The sequence below is a fragment of the Aeromonas lacus genome (assembly GCF_000764665.1).
In the GTDB taxonomy this organism is placed as follows: domain Bacteria; phylum Pseudomonadota; class Gammaproteobacteria; order Enterobacterales; family Aeromonadaceae; genus Aeromonas; species Aeromonas lacus.
Genome location: NZ_JRGM01000016.1, coordinates 1 through 19016 on the forward strand (window position 1 = coordinate 1; position 19016 = coordinate 19016).

The following is a 19016-nucleotide window of genomic DNA, read 5'->3' on the forward strand; positions in this document are numbered from 1 at the left end:
ACTGAGCTATTCCCGCATTGGTCTGGCTGACTGCCTGACTACGAGGACGCATTCTAGCGATGTTCCCCGCCCAGTCAACCAGAAATATTTAATTAACTGATCGTTCGGGCATTTTTTGCCCTTTTTGAACACTTTTAGCACCTTTGGCCGTTTCTTGACTTAAATTGCTGGAAACGGCCTGTTACTGCCTGATAACTCAGAGGCTGGAGTGATGGGTCAGATCGCTCCACGCCGCCTTCATGTACTGGAACATGGACCAGAAGGTGAGCACGGTAGCGACATAGAGCAGCACATAGGCCAGCCACACCATCCAGACGTTGTACTGCCAGATAAGACCGGTCAGCGACACCATCTGGATCATGGTCTTCCACTTGCCGATCCAGCTCACGGCCACCGAGGAGCGCTTGCCCAGCTCGGCCATCCACTCGCGCAGGGCGGAGATGATGATCTCGCGACCGATCATGGTCATGGCGGGAATGGTGACCCAGATGGTGTTGTAGTGTTCGACGATGATGACCAGTGCCGTGGCCACCATGATCTTGTCGGCAACCGGGTCGAGGAAGGCACCGAAAGCAGTGGATTGATTGAGCTTGCGAGCAAGATAGCCATCAAACCAGTCGGTGGCGGCGGCCAGAATAAAGACGATGGCAGCGGCCAGATAGGACCACTGATAAGGCAGATAGAACAGGATGACGAAGACGGGAATGAGCAAAATCCGGAAAAACGTCAGCATGTTAGGTATGTTTGTCATTATTTTCAGCCACTTCTTGTACGTCGCTACATAGTGCGCCAAAGCCGATTTGCGATGCAACCGCACTGACGCCCGTCTTGGTCTTTTTTAATCCATCAACCCTTTCGCAATACCGCGCCATTATGGCATTTACGGCCCCCCTGCGTCACGGCTCTTGTGCATCAAGGAGTTAGCGAATGTTCCCGGTTAATCATCTCATTAAAAAAACAGTGTCATTCAACACTTAAGCCGAATGCAGGCCATCGTGGATGGTCTGGGCCAGCTCCTGACTGATGCCGGGCACCTTGGCCAGTTCATCCACACTCGCCTTTTTCACCTCCTGCAAACCGCCCAGATATTTGAGCAGTGCCTGACGCCGCTTCGGCCCTACTCCCGGAATATCCTCCAGCGTGCTGCTGGTGCGGGCTTTGGCTCGCCGTGCCCGGTGGCCGGTAATGGCAAAACGGTGGGATTCATCGCGAATATGTTGAATTAGGTGCAAAGCGGGCATATCTGCCGGCAAATGCAGCTCTTCGTGGCTCTCCCCCATGATGAGAGTTTCCAACCCTGCCTTGCGGGTAACCCCTTTGGCAATGCCCACCAGCAGCGGATATTTGCCGCCGAGGAACTCCAGCTGGCGCGCCAGGATCTCTTCAGCCCGGCGCAGCTGGCCGAGGCCGCCATCGATAAACAGCACGTCCGGCACCTTGTCCGGCTCCTGCTGTTTGCCAAAACGGCGCTCCAGCGCCTGCTCCATGGCCGCGTAGTCATCGCCGCCGGTGATGCCATCGATATTGAAGCGGCGATATTCGGAGGAAAGTGGCCCCTCCCGGTTGAACACCACGCAGGAGGCCACCGTGCGCTCCCCCATGGTGTGGGAGATATCGAAACACTCCATGCGGGCGATGGGGCGCTCAAGCTCCAGCAGCTCTTCCAGCTGGTCGTAACGAGCGGTAATGGTGCTCTTGTGGGCAAGCCGCGAGCGCAGCGCCGTCTCGGCATTGATGGAGGCAAGCTTGATAAAACGGGCCCGTTCAGCACGGGTGCGGCTCACCACCCGCACCTTGTAACCCGCGGTCTGACTCAGGGTTTCGGCGATGACGTTCTCATCCTCCAGCGCCACATCGAGCAGCACCTCGCTCGGGATCTGCCGTCCCCCCTGCCCCGACAGATAGAACTGTAGCAGGAAGGATTGCACCACCTCGTCCTGCGGGGTGTCGGCCGGCACTTTCGGGAAGTAGCTGCGCGAGCCGAGCACCTTGCCCTGACGGATAAAGAGCACATGGATGCAGGCCGCCCCCTGTTCGAAGGCGACCCCCACCACGTCGAGCTCGTCCAGCACGTTGCCGCTCACCGACTGCTGCTCGGTGACCCGGCGCAGCGCCAGGATCTGATCCCGGTAGCGGGCCGCCTCTTCAAAACGCAGATCACAGCTGGCGGACTCCATCTTGCCCACCAGTTCGCCAATCACCTGCTGGTTCTTGCCCGCCAGAAACAGCTTGGCCAGCTCAACCTGCTGGGCATATTCGGCCTCGCTCACCAGTCCGGGCACGCAAGGGCCGGCGCAGCGCTTGAGCTGGTAGAGCAGGCAGGGACGGGTGCGGTTGGCATAGACCGCATCCTCGCACTGGCGCACCGGAAAGATCTTCTGCATCAGGTGCAGGCTCTCGCGCACTGCGCCACCGGAAGGGTACGGGCCGAAGTACTCCCCCTTGATCTTGCGGGCACCGCGATGCACGCCAATGCGCGGATGCTGGTGCGCGGTGATGATGATCCAGGGGTAGGATTTGTCGTCCCGCAGCAGCACGTTGTAACGGGGCTGGTACTGCTTGATCAGGTTGTGCTCGAGGATCAGCGCCTCGGTCTCGGTGTGGGTGACAGTGACCTGGATATCGGCGATCTGGCGTACCAGAGTACGGGTCTTGATGCTGTCGACGTTGGCCCGAAAGTAGGAGGCGAGCCGTTTTTTCAGATCCTTGGCCTTGCCCACGTAGATGACGGTACCGCCGCTGTCATACATGCGGTAGACACCGCTCTGGTGCGTCACGGCGGCGAGAAAGGCTTTGCTGTCAAAAAGGGGCTCGGGAGAGAGGGTCATCGGCAACTCGACTCAACGGATGATGGCAAAAAGACGGGGAGAGCATACTGCGCCCACTCATTGAAATGCAAAAGGGGGCTAAAAAGCAAAAGGCGGCAGATGCCGCCTTGGTGACCACACTACCCCGGTTACAGGGTGTCGGCATCCAGCATGCCGTAGCGAATGGCCAGATGGGTCAGCTCCACGTCACCGTTGATCCCCAGCTTGCTGAACAGTCGGTAGCGGTAGCTGTTGACCGTTTTCGGGCTCAGGTTGAGCTGCTCGGAGATATCGGTCACCTTCTGCCCCTTAGTGATCATCATCATGATCTGCAGCTCCCGCTCGGAGAGGGACTTGAAGGGGTTCTCGTCCGCCGAGGCAAACTGGCTCAGGGCCATCTGCTGGGCGATCTCCGGGGAGATGTAGCGTTGACCGGAGTGTACCAACCGGATCGCCTGAATCATCTCGTCCGGCCCGGCCCCCTTGGTCAGGTAACCGGCGGCACCGGCCTGCATCACCTTGGTCGGGAAGGGATTTTCTGAGTGGATGGTCAGCACTATGATGCGCACATCGGGGCGGATCCGCAGAATTTTGCGGGTCGCTTCCAGACCACCAATACCCGGCATGTTCATGTCCATCAGGATCACGTCCGGGTGGTGCTGACGACAGAAAGCAACTGCGTTTTCGCCACTCTGTGCTTCGCCTACCACCTTGATCCCGCGAACATCTTCCAGAATGCGTCTTATCCCTGTACGCACCAGCTCATGGTCATCGACCAGGAATACATTTATCACCCAAACACCCCGTTTTTTATCTCGTTTTGGCCGCCCGGTTAGGGTTAACAGGGCGTCTTGCATCATAACCAAACTCACCGCTTTGGCAAACCATGCACGCCAAAAGTTTGATAAAGCGCATTTATAGTGTTTGTAATCAGATAATTATCGAGATACTCAAAACAAAAAACGGCGTCTTGCGACACCGTTTTTCTTATCTTCAGCCTGCCGGCTCAACCCGCCAGGAAGGCTCGCACCTTCTCCAGATCGGCCTGGGTATCGACACCAACGGGTGGCGCTTCGAGTGCCTGTGCCACGTGAATCTTTTCCCCGTACCAGAGCACCCGCAGCTGCTCCAGCGCCTCGACCTGCTCCAGCACGCTCGGCGCCCAGTCCACATAACGCTGGATGAAGCCGGCGCGATAGGCATAGATGCCGATATGGCGCTGATAGTGGTCGCCAATCTGCTCATGACTCTTGGCAAAGCGATCACGATCCCATGGAATGGTGGCGCGACTGAAGTAGAGGGCGTAGCCATCCTTGTCAGTCACCACCTTGACGGCGTTCGGGTTGAACGCCTCTTCGGCATCCTTGATCGGCACCGACAACGTCGCCATCGGCGCTGTGGCGGCGGCCAGATTGTCCGCCACCTGACGAATGATGGCGGGCGGAATGAGCGGCTCATCCCCCTGCACATTGACGATGATGGTATCGGCGGCAAAACCGTAGTGACGGCACACCTCGGCCAGACGCTCGGTGCCAGACTGGTGATCCGGTGAGGTCATGCACACCTCGACGCCGGTACTCAGCAGTGCCTGCTGCACCCGCTCGTCATCGGTCGCGACAATCACCCGATCGGCACCGGATTGCAGGGCCTTTTCCACCACGTGCTGCACCATGGGCTTGCCATGGATGTCAGCCAGCGGCTTGCCCGGCAGCCGGGTAGAGGCGTAGCGGGCAGGAATAACGACGACGAAACTCATGACGGCAGCTCGTCGCTATTGAGCGGACGGGCGCGGTTCTCCAGCAGTACCGGGATCCCCTCCTCCAACGGATAGGCCAGCTTGTCAAAGCGGCAGACCAGCTCATGCACGGCCTTGTTGTAGTGCAGCTTACCCTTGCAGACCGGGCAGGCGATGATGTCGAGCAACTTGATGTCCAAAGCCAAAACGATACTCCTTCAACGATGTCGCGCTGGCGGCTTCATCACGCCAGCGATGGATGTCGAGCAACCAGATATTCCATGCGGGGCATATCACCCCCCTGCTCCCCCGCCAAGGCGAGAGAGATTAATCTTGCACCCTGATCGCGCCCTTCCCCTTCGTCCCCAGCTTGTGCAGCAGGGCATCGAGCAGGGAGGCGGGCAACTCGGCGCTGACCGGCAGATACCACCAGTTATCGAGGGCAAACGAGCGGCACTTGACCGCATCCTTCTCGGTCATCAGCAGCGGCTTGCTGGCAAAGCGGCCCACCAGCTCATCCCGATCGAAGGGGTGGTGATCGCCGTAGGCAACCTGCTGATCCAGCTGATAACCGAGCCCCTCGAGGGTGATGAAGAAACGGGGTGGATGACCAATCCCTGCCAGCGCATCGACGGGCCCTGCGAGAGGGGCAGCCAGCGGTGCATCATCGCGCACCCGACGCGGCGCATCGGCGACCAGTTGCATGGGGTACTCCCCCTTGCCCGGCTCGCCGCCGTTGCAGATGATGGCGTCCACCCGTTTGAGACGAGTGACCGGCTCGCGCAGCGGCCCCATGGGCAACAGGCAGGCGTTGCCGAAACGGCGCGCTCCGTCCACCACCACCAGCTCGATGTCGCGGGCCAGCGCATAGTGCTGCAGGCCGTCGTCGGTGATGATGATATCCACCTCGCCGCTCTGCTCCAGCAGACGTACCGCATCGGCCCGTTTCGGAGCAACCACCACGGGGCAGCCGCAGCGCCGGGCAATCAGTACCGGTTCATCACCGGCCTGCGCCGTGGTGCTGGCGGCATCGAGCCGATACGGATAATGGGGCGCCTTGCCGCCATAACCACGGCTCACCACCCCGGGGCGATAGCCGCGTGCCTGCAACTGCTCCACCAGCCAGACCACCACCGGCGTCTTGCCGTTGCCGCCCACCGAGATATTGCCCACCACGATCACCGGCAAGGAGGAGCGATACCCCTTGCGCCAGCCGTGGCGATAGGCGTAGCGGCGGGAGCCACTGATGATGGCGAACAGCAGGGCAAAAGGGGCCAGCAACCAGCGCCAGCCACTTTTGCGATACCAGAGTCGCTCCAGCATCAGCCTTTGTTACCCGTGGCGGCGTTGCCAAACTGAATGGCGCGCAGCTGGGCATAGGTGCCGCGCTGTTCCATCAATGCTTCGTGGTTACCGCGCTCGACGATATGGCCTTCGTCGATCACCAGGATCTCGTCCGCCTTCTCGATGGTGGAGAGGCGGTGGGCGATCACCAGCGAGGTACGCGCCTTGCACAGCTCGTCGATAGCCGCCTGAATGTGGCGCTCGGACTCGGTATCGAGGGCCGAAGTGGCCTCATCCAGCAGCAACACCGGCGCATCGCGCAGCAGGGCGCGGGCGATGGCAACACGCTGGCGCTGACCGCCAGAGAGGGATGCGCCGTTTTCACCGACCACAGTGTCGTAACCGTGGCTCATCTTGCTGACGAACTCGTCGGCGTGAGCGATGCGGGCTGCCTGCTTGATCTCGTCGAGGCTGTATTTCTCTTCCGCGGCGTAGGCGATGTTGTTGGCCACCGAGTCGTTGAACAGGTGAACATGCTGGGAGACCAGCGCGTACTGCTTGCGCAGCTCGCTCAACTTGTATTCGCGGATGTTGACGCCGTCGAGCAGGATCTCCCCCTGATCGATGTCGTAGAAACGGGTCAACAGGCTGGCAATGGTACTCTTGCCTGAGCCGGAACGGCCCACCAGCGCCACCGATTTACCCGCCTCCACCTTGAAGCTGACATTGTGCAGCGCCGGGGTGTCCTTGGTCGGGTAGGTGAAGGTGACATTGCGAAACTCGATCTCGCCGCGGGCGCGCTCCAGAGTGCGGGTACCGGTATCCTGCTCCGGCTCGGTGTCGAGCAGGCCAAACAGGCTGTGGCAGGCTGTGATAGCACGCTGGAACTGGTTGTTGACGTCGGTCAGGCTTTTCAGCGGCTTGAGCAGCATCATCATGGAGGTGATCATGACGGTGAAAGTACCGGCAGTCAGGGTTGATTTGACGCTGTCAATGGTCGCGACATAAAGGAACGCCGCAAGCGCGATGGAGGCAACCATCTGCACCACCGGGCTGCCGATGGCATCGGCGGCGACCATCTTCATGGTCTGCTGGCGCATGTTGTTGCTGACCTGGAAGAATCGCTTCTCTTCAACCTTCTGGCCACCAAACATCAGCACCTCTTTGTGCCCTTTGAGCATCTGCTCGGTGGAGGTGGTGATATCCCCTACCGCCTGCTGGATGTGACGGCTGATCTGGCGGAAACGGCGGCTGATAAGGCCGATGATGATGCCCACCAGCGGGCCCACCACCAGGAAGATCACCGACAGCTGCCAGGAGTGCCAGAACATCAGGCCGAGCAGGCCGACCACAGTCGCCCCTTCCCGCACCAGCGTCACCAGGGTGGTACTGGCTGCCGAGGAGACCTGACTGGCGTCATAGGTCACCTTGGAGAGCAGGTGGCCGGTATTCTGGCGGTCGAAGAAGCTCATCGGCATCGCCACCATATGGTTGAACACCTGCTGTTGCAGACGCATCACCACGTGGTTGCCAACCCAGGCCATACAGTAGTTGGAGAGAAAGTTGGCGACGCCGCGCAGGGCCACGATGCCGAGGACGAAGAAAGGCATCCATTTCAATACGGTGCTGTCGTTGCCATTGATGCCCTGATCGATCAGCGGCTTGATGGAATAGACGAAGGTGGTGTCGACAGCGGCATAACCCAGCATGCCGATGATGCCGCCGATCAGGCCAAGCTTGCGGTCACGGACATAACCGAGCAGGCGCTTGAATACAGGCCAGCTACCTTGTGAAGTTTCTTGTTGCATGAATAGCCGTTGGTAATGGAAATGACGGGCTATTCTAGCCAAACAGTAGACATCCACCAAGCGCCACCATACAGATAGCAGGGATTCGCCCCCCAAATCAGGGATGAGATGCCTTCATCACGCCCCGATTATCCCGCACATTCGCCTTTTCATACGGCGACCGACCATACCATGGAGCTCGCAAGCCACGGCCAGCCAGCAACATCACTGCGGGGCTATTCGGCCACCGGGGATTTGGTCGCCCTGAGCCACATGGCTCGACTCGCTGACCCTTGATTGTTTCACCAGCAAGACAAACTTCTATTTCAAGCGTGGAAATTTGCAACAATATGGCTGATGCAAGATGGTGTCAGCGGGAAAAACGAGTAGCAGAAACACTTCCGCTCAAGGTGATGGGTCTGGCCGATCTCCCCATACTCTTGGCTGCCACCAGTTGCCGGCTTGCCGATACCAGGGGCCATGATCCCGCTCGGCTTTCACCTGCAGGCCACCTGCGACCGGCGCGATCACCACCTCCCCGCCCAGACCGGTCACCCACTGGGTCGCCTCCTGATAACGAGCGACTACTTCGGGAAGAGGAAAGCCCCACTGGTTCATGAAGCCGGCGCTGTGCACCACATAACGAGGCGCCACGGCTGCGACAAAAGGCGGGGTGGAGGAGGTGCGACTGCCGTGGTGCGGGCTCACCAGCAAGGTGCTGGCAAGCCCGGCCCCCTCGAGCGCCACCAGCCGCTGCTCCGCCTGCCGTTCGATATCGGCGCTCAGCAGCACGCTGCGCTCGCCATCGCTGATGCGTACCACGCAGCCATCGTTGTTGTGCCCTCCCCCGGGCAGTTCTGGCCAGAGCACGCGAAACTGCAATCCTTGCCATGACCACGCCTGACCGCGCTGACAGAGGGTGGTGGACGAGGTGAAAGGATAGGAGGAGAGCTCGCTGCGCACCGTCAGGGCTCCCTGCAGCCGCTTGCGATTGCCCGCATGATCCCGATCCTTGTGGCTGATGATGAGGCGATCGATGACCCTGATGCCGAGGTGGCTCAAGGTGGGCAGGATCGCCGCATCCGCCATGTTGTAGCCGCCGGGATAGCGATCGCCGGTGTCATAGAGGATGGCGCGATCCCCCTTGCTGATGAGCACTGCCAACCCCTGCCCCACATCGAGTACCCGCACCTGCCAGCGCGGCGCCGCTGGCCAGAGAAAGAGCGTCAGGGCGAGCAGCCCCGGTAGCGAGAGCCAGCGGGCGGCCCGCCACTGCCAGCAGAGCCAGAGCAGCAGCAAGAGCGTGCTCACCGGCAGCCACCAACCCGGCAGTGGCCACCAGAGCTGGACTCGGGAGGCGAGCATATCGAGCAGGGTGAGCACCCACTCCAGACCGAGATTGGCCAGCCAGAACAAACCGTAGGCGAGCGTGCCAGAGAGCGGCGCCAGCAGCACGCCGATCAGCGCCAGCGGGATAATGACGATGCAAAAGAGCGGTACCGCCAGCAGGTTGATCACCATGGCGAGCGGCGCAATCCCCTCAAACAGCGCCAACTGCAGCGGCAGCAGACCGAGTAGCATCCAGAGCTGGATCTGCCAGAGGGTCGGCTTTTCATGGAAGTAACCGACCAGCAGCAAGATAGCGACCGCCAGAAACGAGAGCCAGAACCCTGCTGAGTAGAGGGCAAAGGGATCCCAGAGGGTCAGCACCACAAAAGCCCAGAGCCAGATGCGGTAGGCCGGCCACTCCCGCCGTCGCCAGCGCAGCACACTCCAGACCAGTACCATGATGAGAGCACGCTCGGTCGCCACAGCAAACCCCGCCAGCCAGCTGTAAGTGGCGGCAAACAGCAGCGACACGCAGATCGCTCCGCGCAGCCCGAACAAGCGGCCCAGCCACCAGCCGAGCACCGCCACCAGCGCAATGTGCTGGCCAGAGATGGCGATGATGTGGGTCAGCCCGCTGCCGCGAAACAGGCTCCACTGCTCATCCGTGATGCCGCTCTGTTCACCGAAGGTGAGTGCCGCCAGCAAGGGTGCCTGCGAGAGAGTGAGCCAGCTCTCGTTGGCCGCCGCCAGCCAGCGCTCGCGCAAACCGGGCGCCACCGGCGCGATATGGATCACCCGGCGCAGATTGCCGGTAGCCGTAATCCCCTTGCCAAGCAGCAGGCGACGGCCATCCATTCCCGCCTCGTTGGCAAGGCCGTGGGCCGGCTTGAGAGTGGTCACCAGCGTCAGTTCACTCCCCGCCGTCAGGGGCGGTAACTGCTGATAGGCATTGACCCGGATCAGGGGTGACGGACGGAGCTGCCGACCATCCAGTTCATGGACGCTGAGGGTCAGCCGGACAAATTTATCCCCTTCGGACTCTGCACTTTGCAGCTGTGCGGTTATGATATGGCTCGTTTTTTTGTCAAGCAGCTCCAGCCAGGCCAGATGATACGAGAGAGTGGCCTGCATCCAGAGGATGCCCAGCAGCAGAAACAGCAGCCGCCACGCGCGGCAACAGGCAAGGGGAACCAGCAGGGACAGCAACAGGCCCCCCCATGCAAGTGAAGGTAACCATGGCCAGAGCAGTGAGGAGCTTGCCCCGAGGGCAAACGACAACAGACGCAGATCCATGGTGCAAGTATTTAGCAAGGTTTCAATATGCCCAAACGACTCATCAAACGCTGGATGCCCGACCCGCAAACCCTGAAAGAACACAAGCACTTGCGCCTCTTTGGTCGCCTGCTGCTCGATGCCAATCTCTGGCATCTCAACCGGCGATCGGCCGCGGGCGCCTTCGCCGTGGGGCTGTTCATGGCCTGGGTGCCGCTCCCCTGCCAGATGTTGCTGGCCGCCGGGCTCGCCATCGCCTGCCGGGTCAATCTACCCCTCGCGGTGGCGCTGGTCTGGCTATCCAATCCACTGACCATTCCCCCCATGCTCTATGGCGCCTATCTGGTCGGTTGCCAGTTGCTGGGGCAGACCTCGCAACATGTCGACATCCAGTTCACCTGGGCCTGGCTGGCATCGGTATTTGAAACCGTCGCCCCGCCGCTCCTGCTGGGCTCGCTGGTACTGGCCCTGCTCAGCTCGCTCACCGGTTACGCCGTGATCCGCACCTTCTGGCGCATCAGCACGGTGCGTCAATGGCAAAAACGCAAGGTGGCACGCCCATGCTGAGTCGCTGGCTCTCCCGTTTCAAAATCGATCCCGATACCCTGCGCAAGCAGAAGTGGTTTGCCCTGTTTGGTGAGCGACTGCTCGCTCCCGCCCTCTGGCAAGGGGGCACCCGCGCCCTGAGCGGCGCCGTGGCGGCCGGCATCTTCGCCTGCTGGTTCCCCATCCCGATGCATTCGCTGATCGCGGTCGGGCTGGCGCTGGCGTTCAGCCTCAACCTGCCGCTGGCGCTGCTGGCGGTCTGGTTCAACAACCCGCTCACCCTGCCCTTCATGTACCTCTATGCCTATCGCACCGGCTGTCTGGTGCTGCACAAGACGCCGGAGCCTTTCCACCTCACCTGGACGCTCCACTGGCTGGAGCAGGAAGCGGCAACGCTGGTTCCCCCCTTCCTGCTCGGCAGCATGCTGCTGGCGGTGCTCACCGCACTGCTTGGCGGCGCCCTCACCTTGCTGGTGCTTCAGCTGCGCCGCTGGTTGCAGGGCTCTCGCTGAACCGCTCACCCGGCTGGATCAAAAAAGCCCGTCACTGGCGTGACGGGCTTTTTCAGTAGTGCGGTTAACGGCTGGCGTTACAGCACCTTGGCGATGGCATCGCAAAGCGGATCTATGTTGGCACGGGTAATACCGGCCACGCTGATCCGGCCGGAGCCGACGATATAGATGGCAAACTCGCTCTTGAGGCGCTCAACCTGATCCTTGGAGAGACCGGAGAAGGAGAACATGCCGTTCTGCTCGCGGATAAAGCTGAAATCCTGGTTCACGCCGCGCGCAGCCAGTTTCTCCACCAGCAGCTCGCGCATCTCGCGAATACGCACCCGCATGGCAGCCACTTCTTCAACCCACTCGGCATAGAGAGCCGGATCGCTCACCACGGCGGTGACGACGGCGGCGCCATGTGACGGCGGGTTGGAGTAGTTGGCACGAATGACAGTCTTGACCTGGGTAAAGGCCACATCGGCGATCTCCTTGGTCGCACTGACCAGAGTGAAAGCGCCGACCCGCTCGTTGTAGAGACCGAAGTTCTTGGAGAAGGAACTCGCTACCAGCAGCTCGTCGTGGCACTCGGCGAAGATGCGCAGACCTTCGGCATCCTCTTCGATACCGCGGGCAAAGCCCTGATAGGCGAAGTCAAACAGCGGCAACCAGCCGGCGGCGGCACTCTGCTTGGCCAGTGCACGCCACTGATCAGCGGTGGGGTCGATACCGGTCGGGTTGTGGCAGCAGCCGTGCAGCAGCACCAGATCGCCAGCCTGCACTTCAGCCAGCGAGGCCTGCATGGCAGCAAAGTCGAGCCCCTTGGTGGCGGCGTCGTAGTACTTGTACCACTTGACGGTCAGACCCGCAGCCTGGAAGACGCTGACGTGGTTGGCCCAGGTGGGGTCGGAGATCCAGATGGTCTTGGCCAGACCGTTGCGCACCACAAATTCGGCGGCGATGCGCAAGGCACCGGTACCACCCGGCGCTTGAGCGGTCTTGGCGCGGCCACTGGCAACCAGCGCGGAGTTCTGCCCGAACAGCAGCTGCTGCACGATGCGGCCATATTCGATATTGCCTTCAATACCGAGGTAATTCTTGGTCTTCTCATCGGTCAGCAGCTTCTGCTCGGCTTGCTTGACGCAGTGAAGAATGGGGGTGGCACCGGTCTCATCCTTGTAGATCCCGACCCCCAGATTGATTTTGTGGCTGCGAGAGTCGGCGCGGAAGGCTTCGGTCAGGCCCAGGATCGGATCCGCTGGGGCGGCAACAACCTTTTCAAACATGGTATTCCCTGTATTCCGTTGAGTTCAGTGGGTGGCAAAGCGGCGTGGTAAACAAAAGCGCTCATCCGGCGAGCGCTTCGTCAACTCTTTATATCATCGCGTTCAGTGGGGGAAAACCGCTTTTTGGCCCGCTCTGGCGGGGATTTCAACCAACGGCACGCCACTCGGGTGCAAGGGCGCACACCTCGGCCGACAAGGCACCATTTGACTCAACCAAACCGTTACAAATTGCCAACAAGGATTTGGGGATCCGGCTCGGTTCCCAGCGGCGAGCCTCCCCGAGCGGGGTTGCGTAGGTTGTAATAATGGGAGCCAGTGTTCTGGGCAGCCACCAGCTCGGAGGACGACTCAAGCGTTGGGCCAGCGCCACCACCCTGTCGACCCCGGCGGGATCGAGCGAGGTCAGGTGGCTCCACTGCACATTGGGCGGCAGGGCAGCGATCACCTGCTGCAGCGCCAGCTGGGCAGTCGCCGGTGCCCACACCAGCAGAGTACCGACAGGCAGTTGTAGCTCGGCAAAGGCACCGACGCTATCGGTGGTAATCACCCGCAACAGCTCCCCCTCCCCCCACAGGATCTTGCCAAGGCTGGCCAGGGTACGCTCGGGGAGCGCTATTTCACCGAGGGCCTGCAGCCAGGGAGCGGCATCGAGCAGGGTGCCACCGCTGAAAAAGAGGCTGAACGGCTGGACGGCGCGCAGGCGCAGCAGCTGATCGGCGCAGAGCCGGATCCCCTTGTCTTCGAAGTCGATCTGCTCGTTGGGGGTGAAGTTCACCTCGCTCTTGCGATAGAGCGCGGCGAGCACCCGTTCGTTAACCAGCTCTCCCAGCTGCCACCCCTGCCCGTGCAGCCACTCCTCCAGCGCAGGCGGCGCCGTGGCGATCTCCGCCAGCATCAGTTCGCGAGTCAGATAGCGGCGCCCGGCCGGAGTCAATTCATAGCTATGGTTGCCGTGGGCAAGCAGCAGCTGGTTATCCTTGAGCAGACCTATCAGCGGTTGCCATTGCCGGCCCCGGATCACCGCAGGCGAACACTCGAGCAGCTGTTGCGCCAACGCCCGCCATTCGGGGTGACTAAAGTCGATCATGTGCACTTCATCCCTGTAAATCGCATCCCTGTAACTGGCTGACAGACAAAGAGCCTGAAAAGGTACCGTTACCGGCTGATGACGCCAACCCTTCTGCGTCAATTACGTGACCTCTCCCCCGCCTTTGCGCCAGAAATAGACAGCCCACCGAGAGGTGGGCTGTGACGAAAGATGAGGCAGAAACTATTCGGCGGCGAGCCGCAGTTCGGCATCATGCCAGCCGAGCGGCAATGTCAGCAGCTGATCGATCAGCTCGCGGCGATCTGATTTCTCCAGATAGGCAAGATAGAGCGGGCGGCTGAGCGGCTGCCCCCCTTCTACCAGATGCAACGCCCCTTTCTCGAGGAAGGAGCTGACCATGCGCCGCGGCAGATAGGCGGCGCCGCCGTTGGCCAGCACAAATTGCAGCGCCATGCTGGCAGAGCTGGAGTGCAGCACCGGGGTCTTTTGCAGGCTCTGCAACCGGCTCGGCTGCGGCTCGAAGCTGGTACCCCAGTCGAGATGGATGTGGGGCATCTGCATCAGGTTGTCGGCATTGGCCGCCGGATCCCGGCTCACCAACTCGAACACCAGCTCCCCAATGGGGTGCAGGGCGATCTCGTCGATCTTGGTCGGCTCGGAGAGCAGGGCCAGATCGAGGGAGCGCTCCAGCAACTGACGGCAGAGATGCTCGCGGGAAGCCGTTTCCAGCCGCACCGCCAAACCGGGCGCCAGCGCATAGATGTGGTTGAGCCAGTCATTGAAATCGAGCTCCCAGAAGACGGCAGGAGCACCGATAGCCAGTTGCTGGCTGAAACCGGGCGACAACGCCACATCCTGTTTGGCACGACCGAGGGTATGGAGAATGGCGTCTGCATAGGGCAGCAGACGCTCACCGGAGGCTGTCAAACGGATGTTGTTGCGATGACGGGCAAACAGACTGACACCGAGTTGCTGTTCAAGCTGGCGGATCCTGAAACTCACCGCCGACTGGGTCAGATAGAGATTTTCAGCAGCCCGGCCAAAGTGCCGGGTCTTGCTCACCTCGATAAAGGTCCGAAGCAGCTCGGTATCCATTAATCGATGGACTCGTCACTGCCACCGCCGCTACCACCGCCGACATCAAAGCTGCCGCCACCGCTGCTCTCTTCGCTGGCGCCGCCGACGACGGTGCAGAGACGGTGAACACGCTTGGGCCCGATCACCTTGAGGTACTTGAACCATACCTTGGCGTGGGGGTTGGCACCGGCAGCGCCGGATTTAACCTGCTCGATGAAGGCCGCCTCTACATCGTCACGCGGAGCAAGGGTGCCCTGATAGAGTGACAGCATGGCGGTGCCGTATTTTTCCAGACTATCCGCTTCGGCCACAGTGAATTCGCCACTGCGACGCAGGCCACGGGGAAAATGTTTGAAGTCGTTGAAACGCTTGTCTGATTCGAAGCTCATAATGCTCTTTTTTCTGGTTAGTTTGACCTTTGCGGGCAAGTATCATCAGGCCATCGCCGAGTGCAAAATCAATTTTCTTACTATGTTAATAAATATCTTTCATCGAAGCTGCATTATCCGTCAGACAGGGCCGATTTTGCGGGGAAGCACACAAAAATCGTTGATAAATAACAGGCTTATGTAAAATTTCGTAAACATTGCCGGGGTGTTTTCAGATAAATCGGGCAAAAAATAAAGCGCCATACGGCGCTTTATTTGTTTCGTCAGGTGAACCAGCTGAACTTTTGGTGCAAAGATAGTTACTCGATCATGGCTGGCTGTGCCAGGTTGTCGGCACGCCACAAACGGTAGCGCACTTCGTACTCCTGCGGCACGTAGATCACGAACGGCAGCTTGGAGTTGTAGTTCACGAAGAAACCCTGACCATAGATCTGGACGAAGGTCTCTTTCTTCTGGCCATCCGGGCAAGCCATCAGGGTGCTGATGGGGTCGGAGACCTGACCCAGTTGCAGATAGTTGTAGCCCCAGCCCTTGACGCTGTGCTGTTCCAGGTTGCCCGCAAAACGCGGCACGTTGCAGTCAACCATCATCTTCTTGCCGACCTGCAGCTCGACCATCATGTCGGCTTCGTTTTCGACTTCAGGCAGGCGGATCACCACACGTTCCTGATTCACGTCAGCGGCTGGGAACATGCTGATATCAAATTTTTTCGGCTCGGCGGCGAAGGCATGGCCACCCAGCAACAAGGCGCCCAGCAGGCTAAAACGCAATACGGTTTTCATCTGTACCTCTTGGGGTTGGTTCAACGCCGCTAGACTAACCGCTCTGCCGATTTCATGCCAGCGCTCTGCAACGTAAAAACTGCGTAAAATGATGCAGATCCGGCACGCGATGACGTGATTTGGCTATTTTCTGACACCGCGCACACTCCCTTGCTGCTCCCGTTAAATAAAAAGCGAGGCCATCTGGCCCCGCACTGAATTCAAATGACACTTTGCCAACTATTTCCGTGTCCCTTCATGGGCTTGGATGACGGCAACCGCCTTGTCGGGGAAGTCGCTGAATACTCCGTCTACATCGGCCTGATAGAGGAAGATGTTGAGCAGATCAGTGAAGTCTTTCGCATAGGCCGGGATCTGCCCCTCATCCTGACGGAAGGTATAGGGGTGAACCTTGAGACCCGCCGCATGCGCCTCTTTTACCATGCCGGTGAAGGTCGGTTTACCCAAGGTACCCGGCTCCGGCACTATCATCGGTTTCCACGGGCCGATCCCCTCGGCGTAACTGGCGATCTCCTTCATGGCGCCCGGCTTGAACATCCAGTCATAGCTGTAGGGGGTTGCCTTGCCTTTGGCGTCATAGACCATGGTCTCGTTCCAGTCGGTCTCGGCCATCAGCTGCACCAGTTTGAGATCCATGCCCATAGCCGGCATCAGCTCGCTGTTGATGCGCTTGAGCTCGTTGGTGTCGAAACACTGCAGATAGACCTTGTCATCCTTGCTGGTGTAACCGTACTGCTTCAATACCTTCAGCACCGCCTTGGAGATGTCTTTGCCCTCGTGGCGGAACAGCCAGGGGGCTTTAATCTCCGGGTAGATACCGATGTTCTTGCCGGTGCTCTTGTTGAGCCCCTGGATCATCTCGATCTCTTCCTGGAAGGTGTGGATCTTGAAGTCCGACTGCCAGAGCGGGAAGCGGGCCGGATAGACCGGCACCTGCTTGCCGTCCACCAGCTGGAACGGCTCGGTCATGCGCAGGGAGCGCACTTCATCCAGGGTGAAATCCACCACATAGTAGCGACCATCCGGGCGGGCCCGGCCGGGGAAACGCTCAGCCACATCGGTGATGCCGTCGAGGAAGTGATCGTGCATCACCACCAGCTGGTCATCCTTGGTCATCACCAGATCCTGCTCCAGATAATCGGCTCCCATGCCGTAAGCCAATGCCTTGGACTCCAGAGTGTGCTCGGGCAGGTAGCCGGAGGCGCCCCGGTGAGCAATCACTATCTTGCCTTCGTCGACGGCCAGAACAGGTAATGAGAGGGATGCCCCAAGGCTTAGCGCTATGAGGGAGACGGTGAGTTTTTTCATATGTGACACTCTTTATTATTGTGTGTAGGTAGTTGTTATATCAGAGGTTTATTGCAGTTATAGAAAGAGCGACGCAGGGCCGCCCTTCAGAGGATTCAGCTTGCTTTGCGCAGGCCGTGGTGATGGTGTGCCAGCCACTCACCCAGTTGTTGTTGCTCGAGATCGGACAGGCGCAGCCCCAGCTTGCTGCGACGCCAGAGGATATCTTCCAGAGTGCAGGCCCACTCCCGCTCGATAAGATAGCGCACCTCAGATTCGTATAGTCCGGCACCAAAGTGCTGGCCACGGGGCTCCTTGAGCCAGAGCCGGGCATGGGCGCCATAGGCTTCGGCGATACGCAGGGCGCTGCGATCATCGAGCCAGTCAAACTCCAGCGCAAAGGCGCGTGCCAGCTCGCGAACCGAGCAGTCAAACTCACCGCCTGGCAACCGGCTGCTGGCAGTCCAGTCCTCCCCCATCTGGTTGAACCAGGGCTTGAGCTTGTTGCAGGCGGCCTGAGCCAGCTTGCGGTAAGTGGTGAGCTTGCCGCCAAACACCGACAAGAGCGGCGCACCATCGGATTCACCGGAGAGTTCGAGGGTGTAGTCGCGCGTCACCGCTTGCGGCGAGTCGGATTCGTCATCGCACAGCGGACGCACCCCGGCATAAGTCCAGATCACGTCTTTGGGTGCGATCTGGCGGGTGAAGTGGGCGTTGACCACCTTGCACAAGTAGTTGATCTCGGCGTCACTGATCTTCGCTTCCCGCGGGCTGCCCTTGTGCTCCACATCGGTAGTGCCGATGAGGGAGTAGTCCTGCTGATAAGGGATGACGAAGACGATGCGGTTGTCCTCGTTTTGCAGGATGTAGGCCTCTTCGCGCTCATGGATGCGCGGCACTATCATGTGGCTGCCCTTGATGAGACGAATGCCGCGCGGGGATTTCTCGTGCAGGCTCTCGTCATAGAAGGTCTTGACCCAGGGGCCGGCCGCATTGACCAGACCGCGGCAAGTGACGCTGAACTGCTCGCCCCCTTCCCGCTCCAAAGTGAGCGTCCAGTGCTTTGAGCCGCGCTCCGCCTTGACGCAGCGGGTGCGGGTTTGCACGTCGGCACCCTTGTCGCGCGCCATCATGGCATTGAGCACCACCAGGCGGGCATCGTCGACCCAGGCGTCCGAATACTCGAACCCCTTGTTGATACCGGAGGTGAGGCCATCTTGCGGCAGGAAGCGCACGCCACAGCTCCCCTTGAGCTTGTCGCGCTTGGCCAGATTGTCATAAAGGAAGAGGCCGGCGCGGATCATCCAGGCCGGACGCAGATGCGGGCGATGGGGCAGGCGAAAACGCATCGGCCGGGCGATGTGAGGCGCCATGCCGAGCAGCACCTCCCGCTCCGCCAGCGCCTCTTTCACCAGCCGGAATTCGTAATGTTCGAGATAGCGCAAGCCACCGTGAATCAGCTTGCTGGAGTTGGAAGAGGTGGCTGAGGCGAGATCCTGCGCCTCGAACAGGGCAACTTTCAAACCCCGCCCTGCCGCATCAGCTGCAATGCCTACCCCGTTGATGCCGCCACCAACGACGACCAGATCATAATGTTCGCTCATGTTCACCTACTTTCATTTTTATGATTGCCATAACAGCAATGTTTGATTTCGCTCATTTTAGAACACAAAGAAACATCAAACGAACATTTAGTTGTAAAAGTGTGATCACAATGTGCAGCCAAACAGGCTCGGAGCTACGCATGGGGCGATGAAAGGAGAAATTGCCAACACCATGGCAATGGTGTTTAAAAAGCAAAGAGGGAAAGGACGGGAAGGCAATACCCCAAAGGGGGGGAATAACGGAAGGGAGGCCGCCCGACAGGGCGACCTGAACTCCACAACACAGGCG

17 protein-coding genes are annotated in these 19016 nt (G+C 59.9%); 2 read left to right on the forward strand and 15 right to left on the reverse strand.

The window, feature by feature from the left end:
- Positions 1-196: 196 nt before the first annotated feature.
- From pgsA to LG31_RS0102320, 8 genes are all read right to left on the reverse strand, one after another.
- Positions 197-751, reverse strand: coding sequence for a CDP-diacylglycerol--glycerol-3-phosphate 3-phosphatidyltransferase (gene pgsA, locus LG31_RS0102285; protein WP_033112894.1), 555 nt, complete (start codon positions 749-751; stop codon positions 197-199).
- A gap of 223 nt (positions 752-974) precedes the next feature.
- On the reverse strand, positions 975-2828 hold the full coding sequence (gene uvrC / locus LG31_RS0102290; protein WP_033112895.1) for an excinuclease ABC subunit UvrC: 1854 nt from the start codon (positions 2826-2828) through the stop codon (positions 975-977).
- Between the two features lie 128 nt (positions 2829-2956).
- The gene (uvrY, locus tag LG31_RS0102295) at positions 2957-3601 is read right to left on the reverse strand and encodes a UvrY/SirA/GacA family response regulator transcription factor (RefSeq protein ID WP_033112896.1); all 645 of its coding nucleotides are present in this window, start codon (positions 3599-3601) and stop codon (positions 2957-2959) included.
- Positions 3602-3813: 212 nt separating this feature from the next.
- A complete protein-coding gene (kdsB, locus tag LG31_RS0102300) occupies positions 3814-4563 on the reverse strand; it encodes a 3-deoxy-manno-octulosonate cytidylyltransferase (RefSeq protein ID WP_033112897.1) in 750 nt (249 codons plus the stop codon).
- The gene (locus LG31_RS0102305; protein WP_005347033.1) at positions 4560-4748 is read right to left on the reverse strand and encodes a Trm112 family protein; all 189 of its coding nucleotides are present in this window, start codon (positions 4746-4748) and stop codon (positions 4560-4562) included. Before LG31_RS0102305 ends, kdsB begins: the two co-directional genes overlap by 4 nt.
- A gap of 121 nt (positions 4749-4869) precedes the next feature.
- Positions 4870-5865: a tetraacyldisaccharide 4'-kinase gene (gene lpxK, locus LG31_RS0102310; protein ID WP_033112898.1), complete on the reverse strand. Its 996-nt coding sequence runs from the start codon at positions 5863-5865 to the stop codon at positions 4870-4872.
- Positions 5865-7634, reverse strand: a complete 1770-nt coding sequence (gene msbA / locus LG31_RS0102315) for a lipid A ABC transporter ATP-binding protein/permease MsbA (protein WP_033112899.1) — start codon at positions 7632-7634, stop codon at positions 5865-5867. The genes lpxK and msbA overlap by 1 nt, the downstream gene beginning before the upstream one ends.
- A gap of 384 nt (positions 7635-8018) precedes the next feature.
- Positions 8019-10235: a DNA internalization-related competence protein ComEC/Rec2 gene (locus LG31_RS0102320; RefSeq protein ID WP_033112900.1), complete on the reverse strand. Its 2217-nt coding sequence runs from the start codon at positions 10233-10235 to the stop codon at positions 8019-8021.
- A gap of 27 nt (positions 10236-10262) precedes the next feature.
- On the opposite strand from LG31_RS0102320, the gene LG31_RS0102325 reads away from it, so the two are divergent.
- Entirely contained in the window at positions 10263-10781 is a 519-nt protein-coding gene (locus tag LG31_RS0102325; RefSeq protein WP_033112901.1) for a DUF2062 domain-containing protein, read from the forward strand.
- Positions 10775-11272 carry a DUF2062 domain-containing protein gene (locus LG31_RS0102330; RefSeq protein ID WP_033112902.1) on the forward strand — a complete coding sequence of 166 codons (498 nt, stop codon included), beginning with the start codon at positions 10775-10777 and terminating at the stop codon, positions 11270-11272. The genes LG31_RS0102325 and LG31_RS0102330 overlap by 7 nt, the downstream gene beginning before the upstream one ends.
- A gap of 77 nt (positions 11273-11349) precedes the next feature.
- Here LG31_RS0102330 and LG31_RS0102335 read toward each other — a convergent pair whose 3' ends face one another.
- From LG31_RS0102335 to glpD, 7 genes are all read right to left on the reverse strand, one after another.
- The gene (locus LG31_RS0102335; protein ID WP_033112903.1) at positions 11350-12540 is read right to left on the reverse strand and encodes an amino acid aminotransferase; all 1191 of its coding nucleotides are present in this window, start codon (positions 12538-12540) and stop codon (positions 11350-11352) included.
- Between the two features lie 145 nt (positions 12541-12685).
- A complete protein-coding gene (locus LG31_RS0102340; protein ID WP_033112904.1) occupies positions 12686-13627 on the reverse strand; it encodes a hypothetical protein in 942 nt (313 codons plus the stop codon).
- A 183-nt stretch (positions 13628-13810) separates the two neighbouring features.
- Positions 13811-14683 (reverse strand): HTH-type transcriptional regulator HdfR, encoded by an 873-nt coding sequence (gene hdfR, locus LG31_RS0102345; protein WP_033112905.1) that lies wholly within the window; start codon positions 14681-14683, stop codon positions 13811-13813.
- Positions 14683-15054 (reverse strand): MaoP family protein, encoded by a 372-nt coding sequence (locus LG31_RS0102350; protein ID WP_033112906.1) that lies wholly within the window; start codon positions 15052-15054, stop codon positions 14683-14685. Before LG31_RS0102350 ends, hdfR begins: the two co-directional genes overlap by 1 nt.
- A gap of 299 nt (positions 15055-15353) precedes the next feature.
- Positions 15354-15836, reverse strand: a complete 483-nt coding sequence (eco, locus tag LG31_RS0102355) for a serine protease inhibitor ecotin (protein WP_033112907.1) — start codon at positions 15834-15836, stop codon at positions 15354-15356.
- Positions 15837-16055: 219 nt separating this feature from the next.
- A complete protein-coding gene (gene glpQ, locus LG31_RS0102360; RefSeq protein ID WP_033112908.1) occupies positions 16056-17144 on the reverse strand; it encodes a glycerophosphodiester phosphodiesterase in 1089 nt (362 codons plus the stop codon).
- Positions 17145-17239: 95 nt separating this feature from the next.
- A complete protein-coding gene (gene glpD, locus LG31_RS0102365) occupies positions 17240-18727 on the reverse strand; it encodes a glycerol-3-phosphate dehydrogenase (protein ID WP_033112909.1) in 1488 nt (495 codons plus the stop codon).
- Positions 18728-19016 lie beyond the last annotated feature (289 nt).

Bases quoted from the DNA above. Each gene is read 5' to 3' on its own strand.
- pgsA (WP_033112894.1), bottom strand. From the start codon at position 751: ATGACAAACATACCTAACATGCTGACGTTTTTCCGGATTTTGCTCATT.
- uvrC (WP_033112895.1), bottom strand. From the start codon at position 2,828: ATGACCCTCTCTCCCGAGCCCCTTTTTGACAGCAAAGCCTTTCTCGCC.
- kdsB (WP_033112897.1), bottom strand. From the start codon at position 4,563: ATGAGTTTCGTCGTCGTTATTCCTGCCCGCTACGCCTCTACCCGGCTG.
- lpxK (WP_033112898.1), bottom strand. From the start codon at position 5,865: ATGCTGGAGCGACTCTGGTATCGCAAAAGTGGCTGGCGCTGGTTGCTG.
- msbA (WP_033112899.1), bottom strand. From the start codon at position 7,634: ATGCAACAAGAAACTTCACAAGGTAGCTGGCCTGTATTCAAGCGCCTG.
- LG31_RS0102320 (WP_033112900.1), bottom strand. From the start codon at position 10,235: ATGGATCTGCGTCTGTTGTCGTTTGCCCTCGGGGCAAGCTCCTCACTG.
- LG31_RS0102325 (WP_033112901.1), top strand. From the start codon at position 10,263: ATGCCCAAACGACTCATCAAACGCTGGATGCCCGACCCGCAAACCCTG.
- LG31_RS0102330 (WP_033112902.1), top strand. From the start codon at position 10,775: ATGCTGAGTCGCTGGCTCTCCCGTTTCAAAATCGATCCCGATACCCTG.
- LG31_RS0102335 (WP_033112903.1), bottom strand. From the start codon at position 12,540: ATGTTTGAAAAGGTTGTTGCCGCCCCAGCGGATCCGATCCTGGGCCTG.
- LG31_RS0102340 (WP_033112904.1), bottom strand. From the start codon at position 13,627: ATGATCGACTTTAGTCACCCCGAATGGCGGGCGTTGGCGCAACAGCTG.
- hdfR (WP_033112905.1), bottom strand. From the start codon at position 14,683: ATGGATACCGAGCTGCTTCGGACCTTTATCGAGGTGAGCAAGACCCGG.
- LG31_RS0102350 (WP_033112906.1), bottom strand. From the start codon at position 15,054: ATGAGCTTCGAATCAGACAAGCGTTTCAACGACTTCAAACATTTTCCC.
- eco (WP_033112907.1), bottom strand. From the start codon at position 15,836: ATGAAAACCGTATTGCGTTTTAGCCTGCTGGGCGCCTTGTTGCTGGGT.
- glpQ (WP_033112908.1), bottom strand. From the start codon at position 17,144: ATGAAAAAACTCACCGTCTCCCTCATAGCGCTAAGCCTTGGGGCATCC.
- glpD (WP_033112909.1), bottom strand. From the start codon at position 18,727: ATGAGCGAACATTATGATCTGGTCGTCGTTGGTGGCGGCATCAACGGG.